12 protein-coding genes are annotated in these 11,967 nt (G+C 63.9%); 4 read left to right on the top strand and 8 right to left on the bottom strand.

Annotated features, from left to right (window positions below; translation table 11 throughout):
• Positions 1–155 precede the first annotated feature (155 nt).
• The 7 genes from K4A76_RS01700 to bioB form a co-directional block, all read right to left on the bottom strand.
• On the bottom strand, positions 156–1,961 hold the full coding sequence (locus K4A76_RS01700) for a phenylacyl-CoA dehydrogenase (RefSeq protein WP_054912557.1): 1,806 nt from the start codon (positions 1,959–1,961) through the stop codon (positions 156–158).
• Between the two features lie 289 nt (positions 1,962–2,250).
• On the bottom strand, positions 2,251–2,547 hold the full coding sequence (locus K4A76_RS01695) for a pyrroloquinoline quinone biosynthesis protein PqqE (RefSeq protein ID WP_274411413.1): 297 nt from the start codon (positions 2,545–2,547) through the stop codon (positions 2,251–2,253).
• 120 nt (positions 2,548–2,667) lie between these two features.
• Positions 2,668–3,348 (bottom strand): dethiobiotin synthase, encoded by a 681-nt coding sequence (gene bioD, locus K4A76_RS01690; protein ID WP_054912556.1) that lies wholly within the window; start codon positions 3,346–3,348, stop codon positions 2,668–2,670.
• Positions 3,349–3,358: 10 nt separating this feature from the next.
• Entirely contained in the window at positions 3,359–4,177 is an 819-nt protein-coding gene (gene bioC / locus K4A76_RS01685; RefSeq protein ID WP_182365254.1) for a malonyl-ACP O-methyltransferase BioC, read from the bottom strand.
• Positions 4,170–4,901 carry an alpha/beta fold hydrolase gene (locus K4A76_RS01680; protein ID WP_274411412.1) on the bottom strand — a complete coding sequence of 244 codons (732 nt, stop codon included), beginning with the start codon at positions 4,899–4,901 and terminating at the stop codon, positions 4,170–4,172. Before K4A76_RS01680 ends, bioC begins: the two co-directional genes overlap by 8 nt.
• Entirely contained in the window at positions 4,894–6,066 is a 1,173-nt protein-coding gene (gene bioF / locus K4A76_RS01675) for an 8-amino-7-oxononanoate synthase (protein WP_274411411.1), read from the bottom strand. The genes K4A76_RS01680 and bioF overlap by 8 nt, the downstream gene beginning before the upstream one ends.
• Position 6,067: 1 nt before the next feature.
• On the bottom strand, positions 6,068–7,126 hold the full coding sequence (bioB, locus tag K4A76_RS01670) for a biotin synthase BioB (RefSeq protein WP_009681528.1): 1,059 nt from the start codon (positions 7,124–7,126) through the stop codon (positions 6,068–6,070).
• An 89-nt stretch (positions 7,127–7,215) separates the two neighbouring features.
• On the opposite strand from bioB, the gene K4A76_RS01665 reads away from it, so the two are divergent.
• The 4 genes from K4A76_RS01665 (at position 7,216) to rarD (ending at position 10,774) form a co-directional block, all read left to right on the top strand.
• On the top strand, positions 7,216–7,947 hold the full coding sequence (locus K4A76_RS01665) for a ComF family protein (RefSeq protein WP_274411410.1): 732 nt from the start codon (positions 7,216–7,218) through the stop codon (positions 7,945–7,947).
• Between the two features lie 54 nt (positions 7,948–8,001).
• A complete protein-coding gene (locus K4A76_RS01660; protein ID WP_274411409.1) occupies positions 8,002–8,748 on the top strand; it encodes a TOBE domain-containing protein in 747 nt (248 codons plus the stop codon).
• A 99-nt stretch (positions 8,749–8,847) separates the two neighbouring features.
• Entirely contained in the window at positions 8,848–9,822 is a 975-nt protein-coding gene (locus tag K4A76_RS01655) for a serine/threonine protein kinase (protein WP_009681525.1), read from the top strand.
• Positions 9,823–9,886: 64 nt separating this feature from the next.
• Positions 9,887–10,774 carry an EamA family transporter RarD gene (gene rarD / locus K4A76_RS01650; RefSeq protein ID WP_029886359.1) on the top strand — a complete coding sequence of 296 codons (888 nt, stop codon included), beginning with the start codon at positions 9,887–9,889 and terminating at the stop codon, positions 10,772–10,774.
• A gap of 294 nt (positions 10,775–11,068) precedes the next feature.
• Here the strand turns inward: rarD and K4A76_RS01645 are convergent, their stop codons facing one another.
• Positions 11,069–11,587, bottom strand: a complete 519-nt coding sequence (locus K4A76_RS01645) for a glycine cleavage system protein R (protein ID WP_274411408.1) — start codon at positions 11,585–11,587, stop codon at positions 11,069–11,071.
• Positions 11,588–11,967 lie beyond the last annotated feature (380 nt).

Raw genomic sequence — 11,967 nt, 5'->3', positions numbered from 1 at the left:
GCAGATCAATAGTGGCATTGTGCCCTTATTTCATCGGCAGCGTAGCCGAACAGTTGAATTTCAAATCGGCCAGGGTGTTGTCGAGTGGCCTGGGCCTGTACAAAAAAAAACCCGCCTGCCGGTGAGGGCAGGCGGGTTCTGCAACAGCGGCTGAATCAGTACGCCAGGCCGAAGCTCTCTTCGTCCATGTCCATCAGGTTGTTGGCGCCCGACAGCATGGCCGCCACATGCGTGCGGGTACGCGGCAGGATGCGCTGGAAGTAGAAGCGCGCGGTCTGCAGCTTGGCGGTGTAGAACGCCGCTTCGCTGGTGCCGGCGGCCAGCTTTTCAGCGGCCAGGCGGGCGATGTCGGCCCAGAAGTAGGCCAGGCAGGCGTAGCCGGAATACATCACGTAATCGACCGAGGCCGCACCCACTTCTTCGCGGTCTTTCATGGCAGCCATGCCCACTTTCATGGTCAGCTCGCCCCATTCCTTGTTGATGGCTGCCAGCGGCTCGACGAACTCCTTGACCGCCTCGACACCTTCCTGCGCCTGGCAGAACTTGTGCACGATCTTGGTGAAGCCCTTCAGCGCTTCGCCCTGGGTCATCAGCACCTTGCGGCCGAGCAGGTCGAGGGCCTGGATGCCCGTGGTGCCCTCGTACAGCATCGAGATACGGCTATCACGCACGTTCTGCTCCATGCCCCACTCGGCGATGAAGCCGTGGCCGCCATAGATCTGCACGCCGTGGTTGGCCGCTTCGAAACCGACTTCGGTCATGAACGCCTTGGCGATTGGGGTGAGGAAGGCCAGCAGGGCATCGGCCTTCTTGCGCTCTTCTTCATCCTGGCTGTACTTGACGATGTCCACCTGCTTGGCGGTGAAGTAGACCATCGCGCGGTTGCCCTCGGCGAACGCTTTCATGGTCAGCAGCATGCGGCGCACGTCCGGGTGGACGATGATCGGGTCGGCGGCCTTGTCCGGTGCCTTGGGGCCGGTCAGGGAGCGCATCTGCAACCGCTCGCGGGCGTACTTCAGGCCACCCTGGAACGCGACTTCGGCGTGGGCCAGGCCCTGCAGCGCGGTACCCAGGCGCGCGGTGTTCATGAAGGTGAACATGCAGTTCAGGCCTTTGTTGGCCGGGCCGATCAGGTAGCCGGTGGCGCCATCGAAGTTCATCACGCAGGTGGCGTTGCCGTGGATGCCCATCTTGTGTTCGATCGAGCCGCAGCTCACGCCATTGCGCTCACCCACACCGCCTTGGGCATTGGGCAGGAACTTCGGCACGATGAACAGCGAAATGCCCTTGGTACCGGCCGGTGCATCCGGCAGGCGCGCGAGAACGATATGCACGATGTTCTCGGCCATGTCGTGCTCACCGGCGGAAATGAAGATCTTGGTGCCCGACACCTTGTAGCTGCCGTCAGCCTGCGGTTCGGCCTTGGTGCGCAGCATGCCCAGGTCGGTACCGCAGTGTGGCTCGGTCAGGCACATGGTGCCGGTCCATTCGCCGGACACCAGCTTGGTCAGGTAGGTGTGCTGCTGCTCGGCGGTGCCGTGTGCAGAAATGGTGTTCATGGCGCCGTGGGACAGGCCCGGGTACATGCCCCACGACCAGTTCGCACCACCGACCATCTCGCTCAGGGCCAGGCCCAGCGACTCTGGCAGGCCCTGGCCGCCGTGCTCCACGTCATGTGCCAGGCTGGGCCAGCCGCCTTCGACGAATTGTTCGTAAGCCGCCTTGAAGCCGGTTGGGGTTTTCACGCCCGACTCGCTCCAGGTGCAGCCTTCCTGGTCACCCACACGGTTCAGCGGCGCCAGCACCTGCTCACAGAACTTCGCACCTTCTTCAAGAATCGCGTCGACCATGTCGGGCGTTGCGTCCTGGCAACCCGGCAGGCTCTGATAGTGCGCCTCGTAGCCGAGCAGCTCGTCGCGAACGAAGCGGATATCACGCAAGGGGGCTTTGTAGTCAGGCATTGCGATGAACCTCTAGGTGAGTTCTGTGGGGTGACCCGCGTGCGCCGCGGCGTCTGTCAAACAGTTGTTTGAAACTTACGTTTAGCTCCGGCTTCTGTCAAGGAGGGACGATAGTGCCATTTACGCCACGAAAAATGGCGTTTATGCCAATCTCAATAAAAACAATACCCTGTGGGAGCGGGCATGTCGGCGAAAGGGCCCGACCAGGCAATGGGGTTGCCTGAGCTGACGCTTTCGCGGGCACGCCCGCTCCCACAGGGGCTATGTGTTATTCGAAATCGGCGCTCTGTCAGGCGTAGGTATCGATGATCCGGCCGAGCATTTCGTCGGATGCCTTGACGACCTTTACGCCAAGTTCGACTTCGGTCTTGCCGACCGCCTGCTGCACCAGGCTGGTGGCCAGGTCCATCTGCTGGCTGCGGTCGACCGCACGCAGGCGTTCGGCCTGGAAGTCGCTGGACTGGCTGGTGGCGGTACGTTCGGCGGTGGTGTTGGCGATCTGGCTGGCGGCCTGATCGACGCGGTTCTGGCCGGCTTGTATAGCGCTCAGGCCCGCGTAATAGGCGGAGCTACCGGTGATTTCCATGTCAGGACTCCATTGACGCTGGATAGGAACACAGCCCATTAAAACAGGCCGTCGGTAAAAAGGCCCGTTTAAATCGCTAATGGCCCGGTGCCAGTTGATAGGCCCTGAGTATTCCAGCACCTAATCCAGCAGATCCAGCTGCAAATGCTCAGCCACCTTGTCTGCACTGGCCTGCTTCAGCTTGGGCACCCGCCCCAGGCAAGGCGCTGGCAAGCGCTCGGCCAGGCTGGCCAGGTTCTCTTCCAGCCGTGAAGTGCGCGGCTCGATGATGTTCGCGACCCAGCCTGCCAACTGCAGCCCGTCGCGCTCGATCGCCTCGGCGCTGAGCAAGGCATGGCTGATACACCCCAGCCGCACCCCCACCACCAGAATCACCGGCAACTGCAGGGCCACCGCCAGATCTGAAAGGTTCTCCAGCCCCGAAAGCGGCACACGCCAGCCCCCAGCCCCCTCTACCAACGTGAAATCGGCATTTTGTTGCAGCACATTGCGCATGGCCGCCAGCAACTCTGCCACCTCCAAAGTCACTCCCGCCTCGCGGGCGGCCACATGCGGCGCAATTGCAGGCTCGAAGGCAAACGGGTTGACCTGCCCATAGGGCAACTTGATGGTGCTTTCATCAATCAGCGCCTGGGCGTCGCTGTTGCGTAAGCCGTTGGGGGTCATCGTGCACCCAGAGGCCACCGGCTTGGCACCCAGGGTGCTCAAGCCTTGCAACCGCGCCGCATGCAGCAAACCGGCCGCGACCGTGGTCTTGCCGACATCGGTATCGGTACCGGCGATGAAATAGGCCTTGCTCATCTCGCTCCCCTTACACCTGTGGCTTGCGCAACACACCATAGACCACCTGATAGGTGGCTGGCAGCCCGGCAGGCTGGCGAAATGCCTCGTACGCCTGCAGCAGGCCCTGCATGCGTGCCCGGCCAGTCAACCCGGACGGTCGCCCAGGGTTGAGATTGTGCGCCCCCAACGCCTTCAGTTCGTGGGTCAGGCTGCGTACGTCCGGGTAATGCAGCACATGCGCAGAGCGATGCAGCTCAAGCTGCTCAAAACCGCTGGCGGCACACAGGCGCTGGTAGTCCTCGAAACGGCGGAAGCGGTTTACATGCACCAGGCCGTCCACCGCCTGCCAGCTGGCACGCAGTTCGTCGAGGGTACCTACGCACAGGCTGCTGAAGGCCAGCACGCCGCCCGGGCGCAGTACCCGCAGCGCTTCGGCCAGCACACTGGCGAACTGGTCGCACCATTGCACGGCCAGGCTGGTGAACACCAGGTCGACGCTGGCATCGCGCAATGGCAAACGCTCGGCGTCGCCGGCCACGTGGTAGTGCGCCCCGCGTTGTTCATTGCGGGCATGGCGCAGCATGCCTTCGGCGATATCCACCGCCACACCGCTGGACTGGGCGAACCGCTCGGCCAGGATACGGCTGAAATGGCCGGTACCGCTGCCCAGGTCCAGCCAGCGCAATGGCTGCCAGCCTGCCGGCATTTGCCCCAACAGGCTCAAGCCCACGGCGCGCTGCAACGCGGCTACGCTGTCGTAGCTGGCTGCAGCGCGGGAGAACGAAGCCGCTACCTGGCGTTTGTCGGGCAAAGCGCCGGGCAGGGTCGGACAGGAAAGGTCAGTCATCGCCACTCTCATGCAGGAAACTCTTGATGCCCGCCGCCAGCTCTTGCGGGTACTCCAGCAAGAAGGCGTGGGAACTGTCTTCTACCAGGCCCACTTCCACATCAGGCAGCAGCTCGCTCAAGGCCTTGGCTGCCTCGGCCGGCACCAGCGCATCGCTGCCGGCGAACAGGTGCAGTTGCGGGCCGCCGTAAGCCTGCAGGGCTTCGCGGGTATCCAGCTTGGCCAGCACTTCAAGGCCGGTGGCGAGGTACAGAGGGTCGGTGTCCGGTACGCCGACACCCAGCTGGCGCAGCAGGGTACGCGGCTGCTGGGCGCCATCGCTGCACAAGCTGCGAAAGCGCTTCAGGGTGACTTGGGTATGGCTGCGGCAGCCGTCGAGGAAGGTGCCGAAGGTGTCTTCGGCCATGCCATGCGGCCAGTCACCACGGGCAACGAAACTGGGGTTGCTGGCCAGGGTGAGCAAGCCGCAGCAGTGGTCGCCACGCTTGTGTGCCAGGGCGCTGGCGAGCATGCCGCCCAACGACCAGCCACCTAGCCAGACATCGCCCGGCAATTTACGGTCGAGGTGCTCAAGCCAGGCCTCAACATCGCTGTGGGGCAATTCCGGAAGGGGCATCAGCTCTACCTGCAGACGGGGGTCCTGGGCGCGCAGGCTGGCGGCCAGCGGTTCCAGTGCGGCTGTGCCCAGGCCCCAGCCGGGCAGTAGTACAAGGCGATTACGCATCGGCGTTCTCCAATTGTGGATAACACTCGGCCAATGCATTCAACAATAGCTGCACCTGCGCCTGGCTGTGGGCGGCGCTCAGTGTTACGCGCAAACGGGCACTGCCCGCCGGTACGGTCGGTGGGCGGATGGCGGTGACCAGCAAGCCGCGCTCGCGCAACATGCGCGACAGGCGCAAGGCCTGCGCGCTGTCGCCAATCACGATCGGCTGGATCGGTGTGGGGCTGTCCATCAGTTCCAGGCCGATCTGCTGCGCGCCTTCACGGAACTGGCGAATCAACGCGGCCAGGTGCTCGCGGCGCCAGCTCTCGCGGCGCAGCAGCTCCAGGCTCTTCAGCGTGGCGCAGGCCAGTGCCGGTGGCTGGCTGGTGGTGTAGATGTAGGGGCGGGCGAATTGCACCAGCGCCTCGATCAGTTCCTCGCTCCCGGCAACAAAGGCACCGGAAGTACCGCAGGCCTTGCCCAGCGTACCGATCAGCACCGGTACATCGTCCACGCCCAGGCCGAAGTGCTCGACGATACCACCGCCCTGAGCGCCAAGGGTGCCCAGGCCATGGGCATCGTCCACCATCAGCCAGGCACCCCGGGCCCGGGCGACCTCGGCCAGGGCCGGCAGGTCGGCTAGGTCGCCGTCCATGCTGAACACACCGTCAGTGACCACCAGGGTATTGCCAACGGCCTTGTCCAGGCGGCTGGCCAGGCTGGCCGGGTCGTTGTGCAGGTAGCGGTTGAACCGCGCACCGCTGAGCAGCCCGCCATCGAGCAGCGAGGCATGGTTCAGGCGGTCCTGCAGCACCGTGTCGCCCTGCCCCACCAGCGCGGTGATGGCGCCCAGGTTGGCCATGTAGCCGGTGGAAAACAGCAGCGCACGTGGGCGCCCCGTCAGTTCAGCCAGCGCCTCTTCGACCTGGTGGTGTGGTGTGCTATGGCCGATCACCAGGTGCGACGCACCGCCACCGACACCCCAGCGCTCGGCACCGGCTTGCCAGGCATCAACTACCTCGGGGTGGTTGGCCAGGCCCAGGTAATCGTTGCTGCAGAAGGCCAGCAAGCGCTGGCCGTCGACCACCACCTCCGGGCCCTGCGGGCTTTCCAGCAGTGGCCGTTGCCGGTACAGGTCTGCAGCGCGCCGTTCGGCGAGGCGCGCGGCCAGGTCGAAAGCCATCTCAGGCGGTCGCGGCGTTGTAGAACATCTCGCTGCTACGCTGCTCGACCAGCGCCTGCTCGATGGCGGCCTGGTGCACTTCGTCGGCGTGCTCCTCGCGTGCTTCAGGCTTGATGCCCAGGCGCGCGAACAGCTGCATGTCCTTGTCAGCCTGCGGGTTGGCAGTGGTCAGCAGTTTTTCACCGTAGAAAATCGAGTTGGCACCGGCCATGAAGGCCAGGGCCTGCATCTGCTCGTTCATCTGCTCACGGCCAGCAGACAGGCGCACATGCGACTTGGGCATCAACAGGCGGGCTACGGCCAGCATGCGAATGAAGTCGAACGGGTCGACATCTTCCTCCTCGGCCAGCGGCGTACCGGCCACCTTGACCAGCATGTTGATCGGCACCGACTCGGGGTGTTCGGGCAGGTTGGCCAGCTGGATCAGCAGCCCGGCGCGGTCGTCCAGCGACTCGCCCATGCCCAGGATGCCGCCCGAGCAAATCTTCATGCCCGCATCGCGCACGTAGGCCAGGGTCTGCAGGCGCTCGCTGTAGGTGCGCGTAGTGATGATGCTGCCGTAGAACTCCGGCGAGGTGTCGAGGTTGTGGTTGTAGTAGTCGAGGCCTGCCTGGGCCAGGGCCTGGGTCTGTTCCTGGTCGAGCTTGCCCAGGGTCATGCAGGTTTCCAGGCCCAAGGCCTTCACCCCTTTGACCATCTCCAGCACATAAGGCATGTCTTTGGCCGACGGGTGCTTCCACGCCGCGCCCATGCAGAAGCGGGTCGAGCCAATGGCTTTGGCGCGCGCTGCTTCTTCCAGCACCTTCTGCACTTCCATCAACTTCTGTTTTTCCAGCCCGGTGTTGTAGTGGCCGGACTGTGGACAATATTTGCAATCTTCCGGGCAGGCCCCGGTCTTGATCGACAGCAACGTCGAAACCTGCACGCGGTTGGGGTCGAAATGCGCGCGGTGCACCGTCTGCGCCTGGAACAGCAAGTCATTGAAAGGCTGCTGGAACAGGGCCTTGACCTCGGCCAGGGACCAGTCGTGACGTGTTGTTGCAGTTGTGCTGGCGCTCATCGGCGTTTCCTTGTTTAGGCTTAAGCTGGCGCGGGGACAGGAAAGCCCGCCAGCGCATCACGGATAACTCGCATAGTCACGGATGGCCTATGAACTGTCAACTCAACTGGAAACGACTGGTTTACAAGTGCTCACTTATTAACCATATCTGTTTATTGTGCGACGCGCCTGCCGGGCAACACTACCCGCTGTGCGTCGGTTGTGAGCAAGAGTTGCCCTGGCTGGGCGACCATTGCCGCTACTGCGCCCTGCCACTGCCCATGGCCGGCCTCGCCTGCGCCCAGTGCAGCCGCTGCTTGCCGGCGTTCGAACAGGTCTTTGCCCTGTGGCATTTCGGCTTTCCGGTCGACACATTGATCAGCCGCTTCAAGCACAACCGGCAGTGGCCGTTGGGGCGTTTGATGGCCGAGTTGCTTGGGCAAGGGCTACGCTACCGCTATGCCGAGGGGCTGCCACGCCCTGAACTGCTGTTGCCTGTGCCCACGGCCAGGCGTCGACTGCGCGAGCGTGGGTTCAACCAGGCCGGGCTGCTGGCCCGCTGGCTGGCGTCGCACGTGGGCATACCGTGCGATGAGCGGGTACTGCTGCGCACTCGGGAAACCCCCGCGCAGCAGCGGTTGAGTGCCAAAGGCAGGCGGCGCAATCTGCGCCAGGCGTTTGCGGTCGCCGGTGACCTGCCTGGCAAGCACGTCGCCATCGTCGATGACGTGTTGACCACTGGCGCTACCGCCCAGGCCATTGCCCAGGTGTTGCGCAAAGCCGGGGCACAGCGGGTGGATGTGTATTGCCTGGCGCGTACGCCAAAGCCGGGGTATGTATAACCCTGCCGCTACGCCACACTATTCGCCCCAGGCCCCTACAGCGACCGGATGCCCATGCCCTTGCCCACTCTACTCACCCAGCACATCGCCCGGCGCCCGCAGCGCATCGCACTGCTGCAGCACATTGCCGAGCAAGGCTCGATCACCCGTGCGGCCAAGGCGGCGGGCATCAGCTACAAGGCAGCCTGGGACGCCATCGATGAGCTCAACAACCTGGCCAGTCAGCCCTTGGTCGAGCGCAGCACTGGCGGGCGTGGGGGTGGGGGCGCCCGGCTGTCGGTGGAGGGTCAGCGCATATTGCGCCTGTACCAAAGGCTGCAGGCCCTGCAGGCGCAAATTCTCGAGGCCGCGGAAGAGTCCAGCGACCTCGACTTGCTTGGGCGCCTGATGCTACGCACCAGCGCGCGCAACCAGCTGCAGGGCCAGGTCAGCGGCCTGCGCCGTGAGGGCCGCTATGACCGGGTCAGCCTGGCGCTGGGTGGCGGGCTGGAGATCGACGCGCTGATCACCCACGACAGCACCGCGCGGTTGGAGCTGACCTTGGGCAGCAGGGTGGTGGCACTACTCAAGGCAGGCTGGGTGCAGTTGCTGGCCGAGGGGGACAAGCCTGAAGCGGGGAGCAATTGCCTGCGGGCCACGGTGGAAGACGTGCTGGTGGAGGCCGACGGGCCCAATGAAGTCCGGTTGGCGCTGGGCAACGGGCAAACGCTGTGTGCCATGGCAGAGGCGGGTTGGTTGGCCGGCCAGCAGGTACGGGTTCAGTTCCACCCTGCCTATGTGTTGCTCGGGGTGCCTGCCTAGGCCGACTGTGGCGCAGGCGGTTCGCGGGTAAACCCTACGGGTACGCTACAGGGATAACCCTGTACCATGGAGCCCATGCCGTATACCCCCGGAGCTCCCATGTCCCATCCGTTCGATACCCTCACCCCTGACCTGGTCCTGGACGCCGTGGAAAGCCTCGGCTTTCTCAGCGATGCCCGGGTGCTGGCACTGAACAGCTACGAGAACCGCGTCTACCAGGTGGGCATCGAGGGGGCGCAGCCGCTGATCGCCAAGTTCTACCGGCCTGGCCGCTGGAGCGATGCGGCCATCCTCGAAGAACACAGCTTTACCGCTGAACTGGCCGATTGCGAAGTGCCGGTCGTAGCGCCCATGCAGCACGCCGGCCGTACCTTGTTCGAGCACCAGGGCTTTCGCTTCACGTTGTTCCCGCGCCGTGGCGGCCATGCCCCGGAGCCTGGCAACCTCGACCAGCTCTACCGCCTGGGGCAACTGCTTGGCCGCCTGCATGCCGTCGGCGCCTGCAAACCGTTCGCTCACCGTGAAGCGCTGACTGTGGACAGTTTCGGCCATGCCTCGCTGAACACTGTGCTCGATGGGGGCTTTGTACCCCGCGAGCTGCTGCCGGCGTACGCGTCAGTCGCCCGCGACCTGCTCAAGCGGGTCGAGGACATCTACGCCCGCACCCCGCACCAGCTCATCCGCCTGCATGGCGACCTGCACCCCGGCAACCTGATGCACCGCGAAGACGTGTACCACGTGGTCGACCTCGACGACTGCCGCATGGGCCCCGCCGTACAAGACCTGTGGATGATGCTGGCCGGCGACCGCCAGGAGCGCCTGGGGCAGTTGGCCGAACTGATCGACGGCTACAACGAGTTCCACGATTTCGACCCGCGCGAGCTGGCCCTGATCGAACCGCTGCGGGCGCTGCGCCAGTTGCATTACAGCGCGTGGCTGGCGCGGCGCTGGGATGACCCGGCATTCCCGCCCAGCTTCCCCTGGTTCGGCCAGCCGCGCTATTGGGGCGATCAGATCCTCGCCCTGCGCGAACAAATGGCGGCGCTGGATGAAGCCCCGCTGAAATTGTTCTAAAAGGGTGCACGCCTCTGTCTACAATAGGGGTCGCTTTATTTAGCTACCTAAGCAAGGATTCTGCATGCACGCCGCAAACCCGCGTCGCGGGTATCTATTGGGCCTGAGCGCCTACATCATCTGGGGCCTGTTCCCGATTTACTTCAAGGCAATCCAGAGCGTCCCGGCGGTGGAGATCATCGTCCACCGGGTGCTTTGGTCGGCACTGTTCGGCTCGCTGCTGCTACTGCTGTGGAAACACCCCGGCTGGTGGCGCGAGCTGCGCGACAACCCGCGCCGACTGGGGGTCCTGGCCCTGAGCGGGGCGCTGATCGCCTTCAACTGGCTGACCTATGTGTGGTCGGTCAACAACGGGCGCATGCTCGAGGCCAGCCTGGGTTACTACATCAACCCGCTGATCAACGTGCTGCTGGGCATGCTGCTGCTGGGCGAGCGGCTGCGCCGCCTGCAATGGCTGGCAGTGGGCATGGCTGCAGTTGGCGTGGCCCAGCAGGTGTGGCAGGTGGGCAGCCTGCCCTGGGTGTCGCTGGCGCTGGCGCTGAGCTTTGGCTTCTACGGGCTGATCCGCAAACAGGCCCCGGTTGCGGCGCTGCCGGGGTTGGTCGTGGAAACCTGGATGCTGGTACCGCTGGCCCTGGGCTGGTTGCTGCTGCACCCAACGGCCATGAGTGCACAAGGCGCGTTCTACACCAGCAGCGAAGCGCTCTGGCTGATGGCTGCGGGGCCGGTGACCCTGGTACCGCTGGTGTGCTTCAACGCCGCAGCACGGCACCTGCCCTACACCACCCTCGGCTTCCTGCAATACCTGGCGCCAACCCTGGTACTGCTGCAGGCGGTGCTGCTGTTCGATGAGCATTTGTCCTCCAGCACCCTGGTAGCCTTCATGTTCATCTGGGCTGGCTTGGCCATTTACAGCGTGGATGCCTGGCTAAGTTTGCGCAAGCGCGCCTGATCAAAAAACGATCAAAACTCTGCAGGCCATGGAGTACCTGGCCTGCAGAGACATCTCCAAAGGTTATCCACACCCTCGTCCCCGTGCTTTGTGCACAAGCTGCTGGATTTTGGGTGTTTTTTGAGCAAACCTCTGCAACGGGCGCATTGCCTGGGCTAGGGAGGTGAACCCCCAGGTTATCCACAGGGCCTTCCCCGTGATACTGGGATAACCGCAAGGGATGTCTTTACCAAATCCCCTGTAGGAGCGGCCTTGCGTCGCGATGGGCCGCAAAGCGGCCCCCGGCCAATCCACTCAATCCTCCGCCCGCAACCGCAACTCCACCATCAAGTCATCCGCCAGACTCTCCAGCCGCTGCTGCAGCTCGTCCAGCGGCAAGGCCAGGGGCAAGGCCAACAAGGCATCGGCATGGAACAGCGGCTCGCTGCTCATCGGTGCCGGCCGCACTTCTGTCGTGAACCGTTCCACGTTCACCTGCAACTCCGCCAGCAAACGAGTGATGTCCCGCACGATCCCCGGCCGGTCATTGCCGACCAGTTCCATGGCAATCGGCTTCCAGGTACACGAGGGTTCCACCCCGCTCTCTGCAACCAGCACACGAATGTCGTACTGGGCCAGCCCCTGCAACGCCGCCACCAGCCCATCGTGATGTTCAACCGGCACCGCCACCCGCAGGATCCCGGCAAACTGCCCGGCCATACGCGACATGCGGCTTTCCAGCCAGTTGCCGCTGTGGTCTGCGATGCACTGCGCAACACGTTCCACCTGGCCGGCCTTGTCAGGGGCGATAACAGTCAGTACAAGATGATCCACAAGCCGTTCCTCGTGTCGAACCGCGCCAAGCGCAGAAAATCAGGGGATCGGCTCAGTATAGGCAAGGCGCGGCAACCTGCCGCAGGGCAATCCGCACAGCCAATCGTGTACTGTTTCAAGATTTATCTGGAACAATCCACCCTTTTTTTGCGAACATACCTGCTCCCAGCGTGACCATACGCGACCAATGGGTCGCACAACGGCGCTTTTAGTCTGATTTGCCCCGTCTACTGCTTCATGTAGTATCCCGTGGCGCGGACTACAAAACGTCGTTTGGATGTCTGCCAAGGCGCCTGTGAAAATACGCACACTGTCTGCCAGCCAGTCTGGCGGGCTGCACCCAGCCGCGCTCGGGGTCCTCCCCGGGGGCAAGTACTGGT

The organism is Pseudomonas sp. NEEL19 (assembly GCF_028751975.1).
Lineage (GTDB): Bacteria > Pseudomonadota > Gammaproteobacteria > Pseudomonadales > Pseudomonadaceae > Aquipseudomonas > Aquipseudomonas juntendi.
The sequence above is the reverse complement of the archived record's forward strand: the minus strand, read 5'-3'. Positions and strand labels throughout refer to the sequence as shown.